The sequence below is a fragment of the Pseudomonadota bacterium genome, from assembly GCA_041395565.1.
GTDB lineage: Bacteria > Pseudomonadota > Gammaproteobacteria > UBA9214 > UBA9214 > UBA9214.
In genome coordinates, this window is sequence record JAWLAI010000007.1 from 17,409 (window position 1) to 37,093 (window position 19,685).

Annotated in this window: 17 protein-coding genes and 1 pseudogene; 2 read left to right on the top strand and 16 right to left on the bottom strand. The window is 66.3% G+C overall.

The window, feature by feature from the left end; genetic code table 11:
* Positions 1-50 precede the first annotated feature (50 nt).
* Positions 51-914 (top strand): thioredoxin, encoded by an 864-nt coding sequence (gene trxA, locus R3F42_11835; GenBank protein MEZ5542721.1) that lies wholly within the window; start codon positions 51-53, stop codon positions 912-914.
* A 256-nt stretch (positions 915-1,170) separates the two neighbouring features.
* Here the strand turns inward: trxA (R3F42_11835) and R3F42_11840 are convergent, their stop codons facing one another.
* Together R3F42_11840 and xerD are read right to left on the bottom strand one after the other, a co-directional pair.
* On the bottom strand, positions 1,171-1,902 hold the full coding sequence (locus R3F42_11840) for a thioredoxin fold domain-containing protein (protein MEZ5542722.1): 732 nt from the start codon (positions 1,900-1,902) through the stop codon (positions 1,171-1,173).
* Positions 1,903-2,008: 106 nt separating this feature from the next.
* A complete protein-coding gene (xerD, locus tag R3F42_11845) occupies positions 2,009-2,899 on the bottom strand; it encodes a site-specific tyrosine recombinase XerD (GenBank protein ID MEZ5542723.1) in 891 nt (296 codons plus the stop codon).
* A gap of 116 nt (positions 2,900-3,015) precedes the next feature.
* Here xerD and R3F42_11850 point away from each other — a divergent pair, with 116 nt between their 5' ends.
* Entirely contained in the window at positions 3,016-4,134 is a 1,119-nt protein-coding gene (locus R3F42_11850) for a 1-acyl-sn-glycerol-3-phosphate acyltransferase (GenBank protein MEZ5542724.1), read from the top strand.
* Positions 4,135-4,195: 61 nt separating this feature from the next.
* On the opposite strand, the gene dauA is transcribed toward R3F42_11850, so the two are convergent.
* From dauA to htpG, 14 genes and pseudogenes are all read right to left on the bottom strand, one after another.
* Positions 4,196-5,914 (bottom strand): C4-dicarboxylic acid transporter DauA, encoded by a 1,719-nt coding sequence (gene dauA / locus R3F42_11855; protein MEZ5542725.1) that lies wholly within the window; start codon positions 5,912-5,914, stop codon positions 4,196-4,198.
* A gap of 367 nt (positions 5,915-6,281) precedes the next feature.
* Positions 6,282-6,986 (bottom strand): SIMPL domain-containing protein, encoded by a 705-nt coding sequence (locus R3F42_11860; GenBank protein ID MEZ5542726.1) that lies wholly within the window; start codon positions 6,984-6,986, stop codon positions 6,282-6,284.
* Positions 6,983-7,363, bottom strand: coding sequence for a thioredoxin (gene trxA, locus R3F42_11865; GenBank protein MEZ5542727.1), 381 nt, complete (start codon positions 7,361-7,363; stop codon positions 6,983-6,985). Before trxA (R3F42_11865) ends, R3F42_11860 begins: the two co-directional genes overlap by 4 nt.
* A 153-nt stretch (positions 7,364-7,516) precedes the next feature.
* The gene (locus R3F42_11870) at positions 7,517-9,238 is read right to left on the bottom strand and encodes a GGDEF domain-containing protein (GenBank protein ID MEZ5542728.1); all 1,722 of its coding nucleotides are present in this window, start codon (positions 9,236-9,238) and stop codon (positions 7,517-7,519) included.
* Positions 9,239-9,523: 285 nt separating this feature from the next.
* Positions 9,524-10,180 (bottom strand): adenylate kinase, encoded by a 657-nt coding sequence (gene adk, locus R3F42_11875; GenBank protein ID MEZ5542729.1) that lies wholly within the window; start codon positions 10,178-10,180, stop codon positions 9,524-9,526.
* Positions 10,181-10,478: 298 nt separating this feature from the next.
* On the bottom strand, positions 10,479-11,702 hold the full coding sequence (locus R3F42_11880; protein MEZ5542730.1) for a VWA-like domain-containing protein: 1,224 nt from the start codon (positions 11,700-11,702) through the stop codon (positions 10,479-10,481).
* A 387-nt stretch (positions 11,703-12,089) separates the two neighbouring features.
* A complete protein-coding gene (locus tag R3F42_11885) occupies positions 12,090-13,136 on the bottom strand; it encodes a MoxR family ATPase (GenBank protein MEZ5542731.1) in 1,047 nt (348 codons plus the stop codon).
* Between the two features lie 106 nt (positions 13,137-13,242).
* The gene (locus R3F42_11890; GenBank protein MEZ5542732.1) at positions 13,243-14,154 is read right to left on the bottom strand and encodes a hypothetical protein; all 912 of its coding nucleotides are present in this window, start codon (positions 14,152-14,154) and stop codon (positions 13,243-13,245) included.
* A 23-nt stretch (positions 14,155-14,177) separates the two neighbouring features.
* Positions 14,178-14,492, bottom strand: a complete 315-nt coding sequence (locus R3F42_11895; GenBank protein ID MEZ5542733.1) for a pyrimidine/purine nucleoside phosphorylase — start codon at positions 14,490-14,492, stop codon at positions 14,178-14,180.
* Positions 14,493-14,574: 82 nt separating this feature from the next.
* Complete coding sequence (locus tag R3F42_11900; protein MEZ5542734.1) at positions 14,575-15,885, bottom strand: hypothetical protein; 1,311 nt, start codon at positions 15,883-15,885, stop codon at positions 14,575-14,577.
* Positions 15,886-15,928: 43 nt separating this feature from the next.
* Positions 15,929-16,360: an NUDIX hydrolase gene (locus R3F42_11905; GenBank protein ID MEZ5542735.1), complete on the bottom strand. Its 432-nt coding sequence runs from the start codon at positions 16,358-16,360 to the stop codon at positions 15,929-15,931.
* On the bottom strand, positions 16,357-16,755 hold the full coding sequence (locus R3F42_11910) for a S4 domain-containing protein (protein ID MEZ5542736.1): 399 nt from the start codon (positions 16,753-16,755) through the stop codon (positions 16,357-16,359). The genes R3F42_11905 and R3F42_11910 overlap by 4 nt, the downstream gene beginning before the upstream one ends.
* 259 nt (positions 16,756-17,014) lie before the next feature.
* Complete coding sequence (locus R3F42_11915) at positions 17,015-17,668, bottom strand: DsbA family protein (protein MEZ5542737.1); 654 nt, start codon at positions 17,666-17,668, stop codon at positions 17,015-17,017.
* Between the two features lie 117 nt (positions 17,669-17,785).
* Positions 17,786-19,608, bottom strand: a pseudogene (gene htpG / locus R3F42_11920) (molecular chaperone HtpG).
* Positions 19,609-19,685 lie beyond the last annotated feature (77 nt).

The window sequence follows — 19,685 nt, forward strand, 5'->3', positions numbered from 1 at the left end:
CCAGGCGGGCGCTGACAACCTGGGATGAATTGCATGAACAGCTTGCTAAAATGAATCAGTTACCAGACATTTCCGACGTAACATCCGACTCCTTCCCGGCCGCGGTGCTCGAACGCTCGCGCCAGGTGCCGGTACTGGTCGACTACTGGGCGGACTGGTGCGGCCCCTGCCAGATGCAGATGCCCGTATTGCAGAAACTGGTCGCGGATTACGCCGGCAAGTTCGCGCTCGCGAAGGTCAATACCGACGCGGAACGCGCGCTGGCCGCGCAGCACAACATCCGCAGTCTGCCTACCATGCGCCTGTTCAAGGACGGCGCCATGGTCGAGGAAATCCTCGGCGCCCAGACCGAATCGACCCTGCGCAATCTGCTCGACCGCTATGTCGAGCGGCCCAGCGACCAGGCACGCCGGCAGGCGCAGACCCTGCTGGACCAAGGCGAACACGGGCAGGCGCTGGCGCTGCTGGCGGCGACCCATGCCGGGGCACCGGATGATCATCAGGTCACCCTGGACTATGCCGAGGCCAGCCTGGCGGCCGGCGACACCGCGCAGGCGGAACAGCTGCTCGGCGCATTGCCGTTCGACGTACGCCAGGAACCCGGGGCGTTGCGGCTGGCCGCGCTGCTGGAATTCACGCGCGCGGCCGGCACGACGGACGATCTCGCCGTACTGGAACGCAGCGTGGCCGCGCATCCGGACGACAGCGCGCTGCGATACCGGCTCGGCGCCGCCTGTGCCGTGGCCGGCCGTCCCGAGACGGCGCTGGAGCAGTTCCTGTACCTGCTGCAGCACGACCGCAAGTTCCAGGACGACGCCGGCCGCAAGGCCATGCTCGCCGTGTTCGCATTGCTGGGCAACGAGGGCGAACTGGTCAATACCTACCGGCGGCGGCTGTCCGCGGCACTGCTGTAAGCGCGCCGCCTGCCTCGACGACCCTCACACCGGGGGTGACATGGATGGTTCGAACCCGGTTGCGGTCTAGCCCGACACGCCGGGTACCGCGCGGCATGGATGAGCCACTGGCCCGGTGTCCTCGGCCGCGACAGTTGCTGACTGGTGATTGTTGGCGCCGGCGCGCCAGTGGCGGATGGCGCCGACACCGCCCGCGACGTCTCCGCGCGCGGTGCTGGCGCCGGTTGCAGGATTGTTCAGCCAGTCACCGCGGCGCTCACAGCCCGTACTTTTCCAGCACCTGGGCCAGCTTCTTCGGCGGGACATAACCCGGCAGCAGCTGACCGTCTTCCAGGACCAGGGCCGGGGTACCGCTCACGCCGAGTTCGTGTCCGAGTTCCAGGCTGGTCAGCACCGGATTGTCGCAGGTGGTACGCGGGATGTCGGCGCCGGACTTGGCGCGCGTCAGCGCATCGCGACGGTCCTCACTGCACCAGACCGAGACCGCCTTGTAGTACGACGGGGTGTTGGGCCCGGTGCGCGGGAACGGCAGGTAGCGCACGGTGATGCCTTCCGCGTTGTAGCTGGCGATGTCGTTATGCAGCTTGCGGCAGTAGCCGCAGTCGATATCGGTGAACACCGTCAGGGTGTGACGCGGTTTGTCGGCGGGAAAGATGATCATGTCCTTCTCGCTCACCTTCTTCATCAACTCGTGACGGACACTGCTCAGGCGCTGGGCGCTCAGGTCGGTGCGGGTCGCGAGCTCGATCAGCGTGCCGTCGATGATGTACTTGCCGTCGTTGCTGACGTAATACAGCTTGGTGCCGAGCAGGACTTCCGAGATGCCGGGTATCGGCGCCGGCGTGATCGCATCGATGGTCGCATCCGGCAGCACGTTGCTGACCGCCTTGCGGATGGTGTCGTCGAGTCCAGTGCCGGCATTGACGAAATGCATCGCCAGCGCCCCCAGCGCCAGCAAGCCGGCTGCAGTGATCTGTCTTGTTTTCATAAGGATGGTTACCAGGTTCGATTTCAGGACAAGCGCAGGATAAGACAGCAAACCGGCTGGCAGGTTTCATACCGGTGCCGGATCCGGCAGCTGCTCCGCGGGCCGGTCAGCCCCGCGGGTGGTGTTGCGCATGCAGATCCTTGAGACGCTCGCGTGCCACATGAGTATAAATCTGCGTCGTCGACAGGTCACTATGGCCCAGCAGCATCTGCACCACGCGCAGGTCGGCGCCGTGGTTGAGGAGGTGCGTGGCGAAGGCATGCCGCAGGGTGTGTGGCGACAAGTGCTTGTTTATACTTGCTTTAATGGCATGCTGGCGGATGCGGTGCCAGAACGTCTGGCGCGTCATGCCCTGGCCGCGGCGGGACACGAACAGGTGCCGCGAGCCGCCCGCGGCCAGTTGCGCCCGCCCGTCCTCGAGGTAGCGCTGCAGCCAGTCCACGGCCTCCTCGCCCAGCGGCACCAGACGCTCCTTGCCCCCCTTGCCCCGCAGCCGCACGACACCCTGCACCAGGTTGACCTGGTCGAGGGCCAGGCCGACCAGTTCCGAGACGCGCAGCCCGCAGGCATAGAGCAGTTCCAGCATGGCGCGGTCACGCAGACCCAGCGCATCGCCCGTATCCGGGGCCTGCAGCAATGCCTCCACCTCCTGCTCGCTCAGGCTGTCCGGCAGCGGCCGGCCGATGCGCGGGGCGTCGATACGCACGCTGGGGTCTTCCTGCAGCCGGCCCTCGCGCACCTGGTGACGATAGAAGCGGCGCAGCGCGGACAGCAGCCGCGCCGTGGTGCGTGGCCTGGCGCCCTCCGTCACCCGTGCCGCCAGATAGTCGAGCAGATCCTGGCGCCGTGCCGTCAGCAGGGTACGCCCCTGCGCCAGCAGCCACCCAGCCAGACCGGCCAGATCGTTGCGGTAGGCCGCCAGGGTGTGTTCACTCAGGCCGCGCTCCAGCCACAGCGTGTCGGTGAAGCGCGCGATCTCGCGCAGTTCCGCCTGCAGCGCCGCAGCGGCGCTGTCAGACGCGTCCTCAACGGTGCGGGTTCGCTTCACGGCGGGGCGGGATCAGGATATTCTGCACCCGTGAACAATACGATCAGCGCTACCTGACCGCAACCATGACCGACCGACCCCTGCCAAGCGCAACCGGGCGCACGCCGCCGGAGATGAGTGCCCTGCTCGCGATCGTCCGTGACATGGTGGGCCAGGTGCATCCGAAGTGGCGGAACCTGCACTTCACGCCGGACACCCACCTGGAACGTGAGCTCGGTCTCGACAGTATCGCGCGCTCCGAATTGCACGTGCGGATCGAGCAGGCGCTCGACATCGCGCTGGCCGATGGCGCCGGCGTCTGCGCCGCCACGCCCGGCGACCTCATGCGGGCCGTGCGCGCCGCGTTTGCCGACGATGGCGGCTATCGGCCCTGTCCGCAACCGAACGGCAGCAATGCGGCCGCCGACCTGCTGATGGGGGATTTCGGCAACCCGGCAGCCGCCGCGACGAGCGGGACGGGCCACAGCCTCGGCGAGTGGCTGTATGCGATCTATACCTGGCCCGTGTTCACGGTCCTGGCGCTGCTGGCCTGGGTGCTCGTGGTCTGCACACCGTTCGAGCACGGCCGGCGCAAGCTGGCGCACTGGTGCGCCCGGATGCTGATGTACTGCACCTTCACGCCGCTGGAAGTCAGCGGCCACGAACACCTCGATCCCGACCGGGCGCAGATCATCGTCGCCAACCACGCCAGCTACCTGGACGGGTTCATCGTCACCGCGGCGCTGGACGTGCCCATCCACTTCATCGTCAAGGGCGAGCTGGCGCGCAACCTGCCGGTACGGCTGATCCTGCAGCGTTTCGGCGTGGAGTTCGTCGACCGCTTCAACGCCAACAAGGGCAGCAGCGACGTCGCGCGCATCGCCAACAAGTCGCGTAACGGCCAGTCCATCGTATTCTTCCCCGAAGGCACCTTCACGACCTTCGCGGGCCTGCAGCCGTTCCGCATGGGCGCCTTCGTCACCGCCGCGCGCGCGCGCGTACCGGTGGTGCCCGTGGCCATCAGCGGGGCCCGGGACATGGTGCGCGGCGATGACTGGTTCCCGCGCCGTGGTCGTCTCAAGGTCACGATCTGCCCGCCGATCGAGCCCCAGGGCGAAGGCTGGCAGGTCGCTCTGGACCTGCGCGACGCGGCCCGCCACGAGATCGCGAAATACTGCGGTGAGCCGGACCTGGTCGGGGAATAGCACCGCGCCAGCCAACCTGGTCACGCCGCGCGCACCCCGCTGCCGGGATCGACATTGCCTGCTACGGCTTGGCGTGGCCGCTGCCCCGCCCCAGCAACTCCATTGCCATGCCCGCCGCCTCGCGCATGTCGCGCGCATACTGCAGCACCCCGGGTGCGGGGCGCATGCCGGCCCGCCCCAGTTTCAGGATGATGCGCGGGAGCAGGTTGCTGATCACCAGCCCGATGCCCTTCTTCCTCAAGTACTCGGTAATGCTTTCCAGGGCGACGATCGCGCTCATGTCGAGCATGGTGACCTCGGTCATGTCGAGGATCACGACCCTGATATCGGGTGAAGCCGCCGCGACGATCCGGATCGCCTTCTGGGCGGAGCCGAAAAACAGCGGCCCGTTGATGTCATACACCGCGATCTGCGCGGGCAGATCGATGTCGTGACCGTAGCCCGAGGTGACCAGCCGGCTTTCGGTCAGGCTGATGCTGCGGCGAATGAACAGCACCGCGGCCAACCCCATACCGACTGCCACCGCGATGGTCATGTCGAACACGATGGTGAGCGTGAAACAGGTCAGCAGCGCGATGGTATCGTCCCGCGGCGCGATACGGATGATGCGCAGGAAGTGTTTGGCCTCGCTCATGTTCCAGGCCACCATCAGCAGCAGGGCCGCCAGCGATGCCATCGGGATGTACGCCAGCAGCGGCGCCAGGGCGATGATGGCGGTGAAGATGAACAGGCCATGCACGATGGCAGCCAGCGGCGAGGAGCCGCCGGCGCGCACATTGGCCGCCGTGCGCGCGATCGCCGCCGTTGCCGGGATTCCGCCGAACAGCGCCGCGACCATGTTGCCCAGACCCTGACCGATGAGTTCGTCATTCGGGCGGTGGTGCTTGCCCGACAGGCCGTCGGCGACCACCGCGCACAGCAGCGATTCGAGCGCGCCCAGCATCGCGATGGTGATGGCGGAGCCCAGCAGGGTATTGAGCAGCGCGAAGCTGAATCCGACCGGCTGGCCGTCTGCACCCGGCAGATTCCAGGGCCAGGCGAAGGCCGGCAGCAGCGGCGGGATCCCGTTGCCCGCGATGCCAGCGATATCATAGTGGAACCGGCTACCGATGGTCGCGATGCTGTAATCGCCGCCGAGCCGGCCCAGCAGCCAGGCGACCAGGCTGCCGGCCAGCAGCGCGACCAGGTGACCCGGGAAGCGCGTGCGCAACCGCGGCCACAGCAGCAGGATGGTCAGTGTCACCATGCTGACCAGCAGCTCGCGCCACGCGAGCGTCGGCAGGGAGCGGACGATCAGCGCCAGCTTGTCCAGGAAATGCCCGTCCAGCGACGGGATGTCCAGGCCCAGGAAGTCCTTGACCTGCAGCGTCGCGATCACCACCCCGATGCCGGCCGTGAAGCCGATAATGACGGGATACGGCACGACCTCGATCAGGCGCCCGAAGCGCGCCAGGCCCATCAGCACGAGGATGATCCCGGCAAGAAAGCCGCTCACCAGCAGGCCGCCAAGCCCGTACTGGTGCACGATGGGTAGCAGCACCACGACGAAAGCCGCCGTGGGCCCGGAGATATTGACCTGGGAGCCGCCGGTCAGGGCGATGACGCTGCCCGCGATCATGGCGGTGTAGAGGCCGTGCTGCGGCGGCACCCCGACCGCGATGGCCAGCGCCATCGACAGCGGCAGCGCGATCACGCCCACGGTCAGACCGGCCAGGATGTTCGAACGGATGCTCGCGAGCGAACGCTCGGTCTTCAGGGATTCGCTCAGCGCGGAGAACATGGGCAGCGGAACCGACAGGCAACCAGAACGCGACGTTTATAGCAGGAAACGGCGGCAACAGATACCGGTACTGCGGCTATCCGTACGGCCGGGCGCGCCGCCCTGGCCGGGAAGGATACGCTGCACGGCGGCACCGGCGCCTGTGAGGCTGCTGAATCAGCGGGCAATTCCCGTCATAGCGCACGGCGCGATGCAATCTCTGCATGGTATCGACCGCTAGGAGATCGCTGCGTCACCGCGCTTCCCGCAACGACAAGTTGAGCAGTGGTTCCCCGTCTCACGCTCCCGCGCGCGCCGCGCTGCAGCCGCACAGGCGCGTCCGCATACGGCAGCATGCCAGGGACAGCACCGCGCCGGTGGGCGGCCGTTACGGCAGCTCCAGTTCCACCGTACCGCTCACCGTCACCCTCACCTCGCTCTCCCCGCCTTCCACCGCAACCGGCGCGTCCGCGGCCTCCGTGGCCATGGCGGCGACACGTGCGCGGTACATGATCGGCGGCTGTTGCCCCGCGGTGCCGATCGTGATGGTGACGATCTTGTAACCGCCGGCCTTGAGGTTCGCGCTGACGATGCCCGCGCGGGTCTTGAATGCTTCCAGTGCCGTGTCGATGAGTCGGTTCTCGACCGCTGCGCGCTGCTCGTCGGACACGGTGAAGTTCATGGCATCGAGCTTCAGGCGTTGCTGCAGCTGCCCGACCAGCTGGCTGAGGACATCGCTGTCGCGGCTCTCCAGCGTCAGCGTCTGCTGGCCGCGCCAGCCCCGGGTGCTGAGCCCGTCCTTGGACGACAGCGGCCAGGTCTGGTACCCACCGGTGCTGACCTTGACCGCCTGGTACTGCCGTGCCAGTGCCAGCGCCCATTCCATGTCGCCGTTGATCTGCGCCGCCAACTGCGCCGCCTCACGGTGCTCGCCCCAGGTGTGCATGCTCACGTTCATGGTGTCATTGCTGACCTGTGCGACGGCCTGCGCGTCGAGGTTGACCTGGTGATAGCGCGGTTCCTCGGCGCCGAGGACCGCCGCGGCACCGCCCAGGCCGAACAGTAACAGCAGGATCACTGGCATCCGCTTCATGCCCGCCCGCCTTCCCCGGCAGACTGTTCCGCGATCTGGCGACGGACATCGTCCATGTCGAGCGCCTTCACCTTCTCGATGACGGAGGCCAGCGCCGCCGGCGGCAGCGCGCCTGGCTGCGCGAACACGATGATCTGCTGGCGGAACGCCATCAGCGTGGGTATGGACCGGATCTGGAAATGCGCCGCGAGTTCGCGCTCCTCCTCGGTATTGATCTTGGCGAATACGACATCCGCGTGGCTGTCCGACATGCTCTCGAACACCGGCGCGAACTGCCGGCAGGGACCGCACCAAGGGGCCCAGAAATCCAGCAGCACGATGTCGTTTCCGGTGATGGTGCTCTCGAAATTGTCTTTGCTGAGTTCGATCACTGCCATAACGGTTCTCCGCGACTGTCCTTGCGCCACAGTATATCGCAGTCACCATGAAAAACCCGGTACCGGGTTCAGGCCCCTCGCATGTGTCGCCCGGGTCGCGGCAAGGCTGCCGGCTCTGCCGGGTCGCGGCCGCGGGGAATGCAGAGACAGGTTCTAGTCTGAACTGCGACGTCGCGGAGTCACGTCGCTGCTTTCCTGCTGATAGGTCATGTCCAGCTCGATGCGGTTGCGGCCGAGCCGCTTGGCCCGGTACAGCGCCTTGTCGGCGCGTTCGATGAAGGCGCTCGCCGATTCGCCCGGCTTGTAGAGCGAGACGCCGGCCGAGAAGGTCGGCACATCACGTACCGTACCGTTGGTCTGCCAGCGCGTCTCGTTGGCGCGGCGCCGCACCTTGTTCAGCGCGCGGATGGTGCCGTCCGAATCGGTGTTCGGCAGCAGTACGGCGAATTCCTCGCCGCCGTAACGGGCGACCATGTCGTGATGACGGAAGATGGACAGGATGTTGCGCGAGTAGACGCGCAGCACCTCGTCGCCGGCGGCATGGCCGTGCTCGTCATTCACCGCCTTGAAGTGATCGAGATCGATCAGCACGAACGACAGCGGGAAACCATAACGCTGCACGCGTGCCACCTCGTCCTCCAGCCGGCGCATCAGGGCACGCCGGTTCGGCAGGCCGGTGAGTTCGTCGGTCAGACTGAGCAGGCGCACGCGCGTCAGCTCGTCGCTGAGCTTGCGGCTGTCGGATTCGTACAACTGCAGGTAGTGATGCGTGGTGTCGAGCTTGTCCGCCAGATCGTGATGGCCGCCGAGCGCCTTCTCCACCTCGCGGATCAGCTTCCAGCGCAGATTTTCCAGCTCCGCGCCCTCATCGACCTGGCGCAGTTCGTCGAGCGTCTTTTCCAGTACGATGCCGAACTCCTCGTTCTTGGAAATGGTATCGATCACCTGTTCGCCGAGGGTCGCCTGCAGCTTGGCGATATCCTCGCGCCGCGCCTCCAGCGCACTGCGATGCAGGCTCTGGAGATCCGATCCGGCCGGTATGTCGGTGCCGATCTCGGCGGTGTCAGCGGCAGCGCTGTCGGCTGGCGGCACCACGGCCTCCGGCGCCGGCGTGGCCGCGGCGGCGTCGCTCCCGGCCACGCCCTCGGCAGCCGCACCGATCCCGGATTCGATCCCGGCTGCCGTCTCCTCTGCCGGTGCCGGTGTGATCGGTGCGGGTGCCGCGATTGGCGCTTCCGCCTCGCCAGCCGCGGCCGCCTCGAATTCGGGCGGCCCTGCAGGCTCGGCTGCCGCCGGCGTCGATGCCGCTGCCAGCGGCTGCGCAGGCAGCTCGGCAAGATGTTCGACCACCTCCAGGGCGGCGTCGTCCTCCGGCTCCAGCCCGACATCCGGCTCCGGTGCACTGGCCGTTGGCTCCTGGACGAAGCTTTCCACTGCGGGGTAATGCTGCGGGGCCTCCGGCACGGCGTCGATGCCGAATGCGGCCAGCAGGGGGCGGATGGCATCGAGCATGGCAGCCGAATCGAACGCCGTGGCCGCATCCATGTCGCGGGCGCAGTCGTCGATGCTGGTGCGCAGCGTGGCGAGTTCGGTCGCCGTGAGCGGCGGTTGCAGGCGGGCCTGCAGGAGCTTGATCTGCAGATAGGCCGAGGTCCCGGGCGCATTGTGCGCGTTCCAGGCATCCAGCAGCACGTTCACGAAACCCGCGTAGGCCATCTCGGATGCGAGATGACTGGCCGCCATGTCCTCGAGCATGCCCTCGACCTGGCGGTAGATGACCGCGCCAGCGGGCGAATTGCGCAGCGACCCGAGCAGCTGCAGCAGCTTGCGCATGCCGCTGGGGTCGATTTCCTCCGGTCTGTCCAAACCCGCCATAAAGTCTCCTGCCTGTCCATGGGTCAGTGCAGGACACTCCCTGTCCTGTTTTATTCTTGGCCCAACCTTACAGGGTGTTCAGTTGCACGCCCAGCCCGTCATTTGCATTGTTCGTTTAAACAGGTGCTTAGCGTACTTTGCTACAACAGGATGTCATCTATTTGACGGTCAGAGTGTAACAGCTAAGGCAGGCCAAGGGACAGAGGTACGAAGGTACTAACCGCGCGCGCCGCGCCACGAAAAAAGGCCGGCATTGCCGGCCTCGTTTCGAGATAACTGACACAACTAGTTGTCCAGTCCCTTGAAAATGGCATCGCGGATCTGATCGACCTTGCCGATGCCGTTGATCTTGACGTACTTCGGCGCGCCGGCGCCGCCCGCCGCAGCCCACTTGGAGTAGTAGGCGATGAGCGGCTCGGTCTGATCGTGGTAGACCTTGAGGCGGGCGCGCACGGTCTCTTCCTTGTCGTCGTCGCGCTGGATCAGCGGTTCGCCGGTCTCGTCATCCTTGCCTTCCGCCTGCGGCGGGTTGAACACGACGTGGTAGGTACGGCCGGAGGCCAGGTGCACGCGGCGGCCGCTCATGCGCTTGATGATCTCGTTGTCATCGACGTCGATCTCGACCACGGCGTCGATGGCAACCCCCTTGTCCTTCAGCGCATCGGCCTGCGCCAGGGTGCGCGGGAAACCGTCGAAGAGGTAACCGTTCTTGCAGTCGTCGGCTTTCAGCCGCTCGTCGATCAGGCCGAGGATGATGTCGTCGGAGACCAGGCCGCCGGCGTCCATGACCTTCTTCGCCTCGATGCCCAGCGGGGTGCCGGCCTTGACCGCGGCGCGCAGCATGTCGCCGGTGGAAATCTGGGGAATGTTGTAGCGCTCTTTGATGTAATTGGCCTGTGTGCCCTTACCGGCGCCCGGCCCACCCAGCAAGATAACCCGCATAATGTTCTCCTTAGAGGTTCAGGAATTCGCGTTCGAAAAGTGGGCGTATTATCCCTGCCCGCCTGCGACATGACCAGTCAGCAGAATAAATGGGGGGATACATGGTATTCATGGAAATGGCGCCGCAGAATTCACATCCGGCGCGAGTGCACGAGATATTTATTACTTTATTACTAATACGATAGGTAATCTTTCTCGATCAGGCGTCACAATCAGCCGTATCCCTGCAGCGGTGCCGTGGCCGCCACGGAGCGTATCGGACAGCTGATCCACGTTACCGGGCCCCGGGGTGTGCGCCTCAATTCAGCTGGATGCGTTGCCCCCACGGCACCGTCGCGCGCCCCTTCACCAGCCAGAGCACCGGGAAGCCTGGCTCGCGGGCGGGAAACTCGCCCTCGGCATCGGTGAAGTACACCAGCAGGTCGGGGCAGCGCTGCCTTTCCTCCAGCCAGGCGAACGGCGGGGTGAAGCGGGTGCCGCCGCCCCCGCGGATGTCGGCCGGCAGCGTGAAGTTCTCCCAGGGCTCGAATACCCAGGGCCCCCCGGGCGAGAGCGCCGCGTCGCAGGCCAGCAGGGTGATGCGCGCCCGCACCTGCCCCTTGATGGCGTCCACCTCGGTGACGAACTCGCGCATCTCCTGGGCCCTGATCGATCCGCTGGTGTCGAGCACCACCACGATGTCTGCCTGTGCGCTGCGCAGGCTCGGGAATATCGCATCGCCCTCGCGGCGTGAAGGCCGCATGTAACTGTAATCGTCGCGCGCGGCGGCGGTCATGTAACGCGCCAGCAGCATCCGCCAGGGCAACTGCGGCTGCAGCAGGTGGTCGACCAGGCGGCGCAGCGAGCCGCCAAGCTTACCGGCCTGCATGGCCTGCTGCGCGGCGCCGGCCAGGCGCTGGCGCCACTGGACGGCCAGCTGTTCCTTCTCCGCCTCGCCGAGCGGTGCGGGTGCGCCGCTGTCGGCCTCCTCCGGCGCCGCGCCGGCACCGCCGTCACCGCCTTCCTCGCGCTCATCATCCGGTTGCCCGGCCCCGCCGCCCTGCCCCTGTTCCGGCTGCCGGCTCGCCTGCGAGTCCTTGCCGTAGAGGTGTTCGTCATGCGGCTCCTGCTCGGGATTCTCCTTGATCAGCGGGTAGATCTCCTCCGCCATCATGCCTTCGTAACCGATGTTGTACAGCGCGCCGGGCACCGCCGTCATGCCTTCCTTGATGAGGATCGGGTTGATGGCGAGGTCACAGGCGATGTCCCAGCGCTGCACGTCGCGGTGCTCGCGGCGCGCGAAATGCGACAGCGCGCAGTGCAGCGCCTCGTGCGCCAGCGCGAACTGGGTCTGTTCCAGGGTGAGGCTCTCTATGTAGGCCGGGTTGTAGTAGAACGCGCGCGCATCGGTACCGATGGTACTGCACCATTTCGGATCCGCGGCCTGCATCGGCATGCGCAGCACCAGCGCCCCCAGAAACGGCCGGTCGAGGATCAGGCGCGTACGCGCGGCGGAGAGCTTGGTTTCGATGTCATCGGGCATGAAAACATATTGCCACAGAGGGCACAGCGGACACAGAGACTATTTGAGTGGATGAAAACACTAGAACCAATCTCACAATCCCGATTCACGTAGCAGGAACAACTTATTGTCATTCCCGCGCAGGCGGTCATGACGGCTTCTAACTGAAAAACCAATTTTGAGATAGGTTCTAGTGATACAAGAAAAACCGGGGGTAGCTATGAGTGACAGTTAAACTGTTTACTACCGTCATTCCCGCGCAGGCGGGAATCCAGATTTGCACTATATTTACTGGATTCCGGCTCGCGCTCGCCAAGCTCGCTTGGCCGGAATGACGGTAAAAATCGTCAACCATTTATGTAATTCCCAGTAATCTTTGCGCCCTGGGGTCCTGGCGCGAAAAAATCATTACCCGTCGTACAGCATCACGTCCGCGACGATGTTCGCCCACTTCGAGAACTGCGGCACGGCGAAGATGTCCTGGCCGATGGCGCGGTACATGTCGGAGACCAGCATCACGCCCATCTCGCGATGGGGAAAGGTGCCGGCGTAGTCGAGGATGTTGCCGTATACCAAGGCGGCATCGTCCGCGCTGCGCGCCCGGATGGCGCGCCCGACCAGCGCCGCGGCGACCGCGTACTGCAGGTCGGTCTCCTTCGGTACGCGCACCTTCTCGCCGCGCACGATGGCGTCGATGTCGGGCAGCTTGTCGAGGTGTTCGATGAAGGCAGACAGCTCGATACCTGCGGCCTGACCGACGCATGCCTGCAGCGCCTCGGTGAGCAAGCCCGGCAGATCACCGAACTTGTGCAGCGCGCGGTGCGCGAATTCCCAGGAGCGCGGCGACGGAAACGCCACCGGGTTGTGCGCCGGGTCGAACTCGAACAGCAGCTCCGGTCGGAAGCGCAGAAAGGCGATCAGGCGCTCGTCGATGTCGTGCGCATAGGCCCAGGCCACCCAGTCGTCGAGGTTGACGTCGACCTCGAAATGCGAGAACCGGTTGGCCAGCGGCGCCGGCATGGTATAGGTGACGCCGCGATCGCCCTGGCGGTTGCCGGCCGCGAAGATCGCCCAGCCGTCCGGCACCGTGTAGGCACCGAGCCGGCGATCCAGGATCAGCTGGTAGGCGGCGGCCGAGACGCTCGGCGGCACCGAGGTGATCTCGTCGAGAAACAGGATGCCCTGGGCGCCGTGGCGCTGTGCATCCGGCAGCATGGCGGGCACCGCCCACTCCACGTGACCCTCGGCACGGAACGGGATGCCGCGCAGGTCGCTCGGCTCCATCTGCGACAGGCGGATGTCGATGACCGGCATGCCGTGACGCTCGGCGACCTGTGCCACCATCTGCGACTTGCCCACGCCCGGCGGCCCCCACAGCATGACCGGGGTGTGTTGACCGTGGACGGCGGCCTGAAACTCGCGTTCAAGCACGGTGAGCAGCTGGGCTGGACGCATGGAATTTCCTTGATACTGGCGTTTCGCAAACTCGTTCCGAACGCTGCATTCTACTGGCTTCGCGCCACAAAATCATGGCATCGCCGGACCCTGGCTGCCTGGCAGACTAGGCCTGTCCGCACAGGCGCGCGATGCCGTCGCGGAGCTGCCGGCTGACGTCGCCGGGTTCGTCGAGCAGCGACTGGACCAGCCGGAACAGGGGATACCGCCGCGTGTCGAGCAGCCGGAACCGGGCAACCATTTCGAGGGTGTGGATGCCTTCCCCCGCCAGCCGGCCGCATTCACCGTGCGCCAGCCGGCGTCCGAGCGCGCGGTGGTGGGAACCCGCGCTGGTGGCGGTGGTAATGAGATCGCCGAGCCCGGCCAGCTGCTGCGCGGTTGCCGCCTGCCCGCCCCTGTCCGCGACGATGGCCTGCATCTCGCGCAATGCCGCGACGGCGAGGAAGCCGCGCACGTTGTCACCCAGTCCGAGCTCGTCCGCGGCGCCGAACAGCATGGCGTAGACATTCTTCAGCACCGAGGACCAGGAAATCCCGGTGATGTCCGCGCTGTATTCCAGCGCCAGGCCGCTGCCGGCGAACAGGTCGGCGATCACGACGAAATCCGCCGCTGCCGCAAGCCCCGTCTGCGCGAAGGCGGGACGGCCGGCGCGGATCTCTTCCGCGATCATCGGACCGTACAGGACACCGTAACGGCGCGCGCCACCGTACACCTCGGCCAGGATCTGCGCCGCCGGTCGCGCCTGGTCATCCAGACCCTTCGCGACGCTGAGCGAGATGCTATGCGGCGCCAACGCCGGCAGCACGCGGGCCGCGAGGGCGCCGAGCGGCGTGACCGGCACGCAGTAGATGACGAAATCCGCGGCACCCGCGGCCGCCTCCAGTGCGACCGGGGGATGGCCCGCCGGCGGCCGGATGTCCCAGAACGAAAGCCGGTGGCGCTGGCCCAGCAGGGACTCCATGGCATGCCCCATCTCGCCATAGCCGATGACGAGCACGGCTTTACCGGCGGCGGCCACGTGCGCGTCCGGAATCCGGGGCGTTACCGGAGGAAACTGCAGATGTAGTCGGTGGGGGTATGGACCCGCACGGTGAACGCCGCGGCACCCGGCACGCTGAAGGATTCGCCGGCGCCGACAGCTTGCCATGCCGTGCTGCCCGGCAGCAGCACCTCGAGCTCACCCGACTGGATCTCCATGACCTCCGGATCCCCGGTATTGAATTCGTATTCGCCCGGCTGCATGAAACCGAGCGTTTTCAAGGAACCGTCGGGGAAATGCAGGGTACGGCTGGTCACCCTGCCGTCGAAGTAGATGTTGGCGCGTTTCACGACCGTGACGTTGTTGAATTCAGACATGCGCGTGTTCCTTGTTTGTGGCGTGGTCAGGCCCGGATAGTGTAGGGAATCGGCCGCGCGAACTCCATGCATGGCCGCCGCGTCAAGGCGTCCGGAACCGGTAGGAATAGGACGATGGCGAGGTCAGGCGCTCCTGTGCCAGGTAATTGGTCGTCGCCCACTCCGTCACCCGCTCCCGCCCGTCCAGATCGAACCGGGCGCGGACGGTCCAGAAATAGCGGCTGTCGGCCTGCAGGCCGTCCTGCACCGTGTGGGCCGCATCGAGCAGACCCTCGCGCCAGTACACGATCGCGGCCGGCGCCAGGTTGCGTTCGCGCGCGATCACCAGATCGTAACGCACGTTGCGGATGCGGCCAGCCAGGTCCGGCGCCTGTTCCAGGTCGCCCGCACGCGGAAAGGACTGCCAGCGCAGCGTCGGATGCAGGCTGTCGACGCGGGTCCACTCGAACGCGTCGCCGATCAGCGCCGTCCCGGTCAGCTGGCCGCGGGTGGCCGGCGCCAGCGGCGCCAGCCCGAAGGCACCCGCCAGTACGCCGGCGGCATGCATGGACCGGTCGGGAAAGGGATACAGCAGGAAGATGCTGTCGTGAATGTGGCTGCCCAGGGCCGCGTAGCCCGCCTCCAGGCCCGCCTGCAGCGCCCGTCCCCGGTCGGCCGACCAATCCTGCAGTTTCAGCGCCGGTCCCGCGTATTCGTAATCCGCACTGAAGCGCGCGCTGTTGTCCGCGGTGCGCACGACCCGTACCTGCGCCTGCATGACCAGCCTGACGGGGGCGTTGATACCGCCTCCCGCCGTACCCGCGCGGGTCAGCGCCACCTCCACCACCGTGTCCACGCCGGCAGCGGCCAGCACCCGGTAGTCCTGCCCGGCCCGGGCCTGCTCCAGCAGCGCGACCGGTGGTTGCGCCAGATTTCCACCCGCCGCCGTGACCCGCGTCGCGACCCGGTGCACCAGCGTGTCCTGGATCGTGGCAGGCTGCAGCATACCGGCCAGCAGCTGCTCGCGCTGCTGCACTGCGCCGGCGCCCTGCGCCGTGCCGGCACCCACGACGCCACCGATCACGCCGGCCGTTGTGCAGATGCCGAGCATGATGATCATGACCGCGCCGCAGAATTCTCCGGAACAGCTGCCGCCCTGCCCCAATCCGCCCATGCAGGCGAGGAACGTGGTTCCGGCACCCTGCGCGGCACCCTCGCCCCTGCCGTGCGCGAAACCCTCGAAGCGGATGTCCGCGGCATGTCCGGCGCTGACCACGGCCACGCGCCCGAGCGTATCCTGCCAGTCTGTGGTCGGCACGCGTACCTGCAGGCCGGCGCAGCCGCTGTGCAGGACAAATACCGGCAGCAGCAACCAGACGGCGATACGCCGCACCGGCAGCTGCAGCAATGTCATGCGTCGGTGCAAGGGCATGCGAACCGCGACCGGATCGTCGCGCTCAGCGCAGCGGCGCGACCCGGCCGGTTGCCAGGAACGCGAGGTAGTCCGCGATGATCAGACCGTGATCGAAGGCCAGCGGCGGACACGCGTGCGGATCGTACAGGGCGAGGTGACGGGCGTCATCAGCCGCGCGCGGATCACCGCGCGCCTCGGCGATGTAGACCGGACTGACGGTGTGTCCGCGTGGATCGCGATCCGGGGCCGAATAGTTGCCGAGCAACAGCCTGAGCGTGACCTCCAGCGAGGTTTCCTCGCGCGCCTCGCGCACGGCGGCTGTTTCCAGCGTCTCGCCAGGATCGACGAAGCCGCCCGGCAAGGCCCAGCCGTACGGCGGATTGCGCCGCCCGATGAGCACGATAGGACGGCCGGGCCGATCGGCCATCTCGATGATGATATCCACGGCCAGGGCCGGTGTGACAGGTCGTGTCATTCGCTACCGCGCTGCTTGAACCGGTGAATCAGGCGCCGCGTGCGCTTATCGGGGCGGCGCGCGCGCTGCACGGGATTATGCCCTTCCAGCCGGCGCTGCGCATACAGGTCGTGCCGCACCGCGGCGCTCCGCTCCGACTCCGAATACAGGGTACGCGCCTCCTCCGCCGGGCGGCGCTGGCTGGACAAGCGCACCACGCTGATCTCGAACCGGTAGGGTCCTTTCTGTATGGCGAGCACGTCACCCGCCTCGATCTGGCGCGAAGGCTTGATGCGGTTGCCGTTGACATGCACCTTGCCCCCGTTGATGGCCTCTGTGGCCAGCGCCCGGGTCTTGTAGAACCGCGCCGCCCACAGCCACTTGTCGATGCGCATGGTCGCGCGGTTGTTGTCCATATATACAGTTTCGCGCAAAGGCGCAAAGAAATACATCGCACCACAGCCAGCACAGGGTTGATTCACGGCGTACGGGGATGCGGTCCGCTGCCATGCCCCGTTTCCGCACGGGAGGTAGCGTTTGGAGCTCTCTGCTACCAACCGCCTGGGGCGCCAGCGCGCCCAAGCATTCGCGGTGTACCCTGCGACCTGCGCGGCATGCCAAGCTTTGCGCCCCGGCGCTTTGCGCGGGACCGCTGTTGCAGATTGGACCCAACGCCTATTGCTGCTGCGCCTGCTGCTGTTGCAGGGCATAACCCGCGCGGGCGGCCGCGACGAACCTGTCGTACGGCAGCGCGCCGTCCAGGCGCAGCTGCTCGCTGAAGAAAACGGTCGGTGTCGCCCGCACGCCGTACCGACCGGCCGCGACGAGGTTCTCTTGCAACCGCGCGGCATGGACGGGATCGGACCAGGCCTCCTCGACGACACCCGACGGCAGCCCGCAACCGGCCGCCAGCTCGCGCAGCACCCGTTCGTCGCCGATATTGCGGCCCTGTGCGAAATAGGCCTCGAACAGGCGGCGGTGCAAACGGTAGAACAGGTCGGCGCCGGCGTGCTTGGCGGCCTCGGCCAGCAACAGCGCCAGATGCGAATTCGCGTTGAACGGCGGCTGGCGCAGCGCTACGCCCTCCTCCGCCGCGAGCCGCGTCAGGTTGTCCAGCATCAGCCGCCAGCGTTCGTCACTGTAGCCGAGCGCGGCCACGGGCATCCCCGCCGCTGGAGTATCAGGATGAATTTCCAGCAGCATCCAGTTGATCTTCAGGTCGAAATGCTCACGCAGTCGATCGAGGCGCAGGTCACCGATGTAGCAGAACGGGCAGATGTAGTCGGAGAAGACGGTGACGAGAAGCGCGGGCTTGCCGGTGTCGGTCATGACAACCTCACAAAAAAACCCCCTCTCCCGTTACGGGAGAGGGTGACAGAGAGCGGCCATGTCACAGGGGAGAGATGGCCGGCTTTGCGGGGAGTCACGATGCCCGGGGGGACGGTATCACCCGCCGGACGCTGTATTAGTCATCGTCTCCAGCAAATGGTTCAAGCGGTTCACGAAGGCGACCGGGTCCTCGAGCTGGGCACCCTCGCTGAGCACGGCCTGATCGAGCAGGATATGCGACCAGTCGCCGAATCGGCCGTCGTCAGGCTCCGACTTGAGCCGGCTGACCAGCGCATGACCCGGGTTGATTTCCAGCACCGGTTTGCTCACCGGCACCTCGTGGCCGGCCTGGCGCAGCATCTGCTGCATGTGCACCGGCATGTCGTGCTCGCCCATGACCAGGCACGACGGCGACTCGGTCAGACGCTGGCTCACCCGCACCTCGCGGACGCGTTCTCCCAGGCTGTCCTGCATGCGCCGGACCAGGTCGGCATATTCCTCGCCGGTTTTGCGGGCCGCCGCCTTCTCCTCCTCGTCGGCCAGCCGGTCGAGGTCCAACTCGCCCTTGGCCACCGAGGCCAGCGGCTTGCCGGCGTATTCCTGCAGGTGCGAAACCAGCCATTCGTCGACACGGTCCGACAGCAGCAGTACCTCGATCCCCTTGCGCCGGAAGATCTGCAGATGCGGGCTGTGCTGCGCCGCGGCGAAGCTGTCCGCCGTGATGTAGTAGATCTTATCCTGGCCGTCCTTCATGCGCGCGATGTAGTCGTCCAGCGCGACCGTCTGTTCCGCGCCGTCGCTCGCGGTACTGGCAAAGCGCAGCAGCTTCCCGATCCGTTCGCGGTTGGCGTAGTCCTCGCCCGGACCTTCCTTCAGCACGCGGCCGAACTGCTGCCAGAACTGCGCGTAACGCTCGGGATCGTCCTGCGCCATGCTCTCCAGCATGCCGAGCACCTTCTTGACCGAGGCCGAGCGGATGGTATCGATCAGCCGGTTATGCTGCAGGATCTCGCGGGACACGTTCAGCGGCAGGTCGTCGGAGTCCACCAGCCCGCGCACGAAGCGCAGATAGTACGGCATGAGCTGCTCGGCGTCGTCCATGATGAATACGCGCCGCACGTAGAGCTTGATACCGTGCCGGCTGTCGCGGTCGTAGAGATCGAACGGTGCGCGCGCCGGCAGGTAGAACAGCGAGGTGTAGGACTGCCATGCCCTCGACGTGGCTGTGCACCCACTGCAGGGGATCCTCGAAATCGTGCGCAACGTGCTTGTAGAACTCCCGGTATTCCTCGTCCGCGATCTCGCTGCGCGGCGGCGTCCACAGCGCCAGGCCTTGTTGACCGCCTCGTATTCATCGCCATCCTCCTGCTTCATCTCGATCGGCAGCGGGATGTGGTCGGAATACTTGTGCACGATGCCGCGCAGCCGGTAGCCGTCGAGGAACTCGTCCTCGCCCTCGCGCAGGTGCAGCACCACCTCGGTGCCGCGCGCCGCCTGCTCGACCGTCTCCAGGGTGTAGCTGCCGTCTCGGCCGAGATCCAGCGCACGCCCTGCCCAGCCGGCAACCCGGCCCGGCGCGTAGTCCAGGGTGACCTTGTCGGCGATGAAGGCGGGTAGAAGCCGACGCCGAATTGTCCGATCAGCTGCGTGTCCTTCGCCTGGTCTCCGGTCAGCGATTCGAAGAACTGGCGGGTGCCGGACTTGGCGATGGTGCCGATATTCTCGACCACCTCGTCGCGTGTCATGCCGATGCCGCTGTCGCTCACGGTGACGGTACGAGCGTCCTTGTCGATGCTGATACGGATACCGAGCCGGGTATCACCGTCGTACAGCTTGTCGTTGGCGAGCGCCTCGAAGGCGCAGCTTGTCGCAGGCATCCGAGCCGTTGGACACAGTTCGCGCAGGAAGATCTCCTTGTTCGAGTACAGCGAGTGGATCATCAGCTGCAGCAGCTGCTTCACCTCGGTCTGGAATTCCAGGGTTGCTTTGTGCGTCAACCGTCATGCGTCTTCTCCTG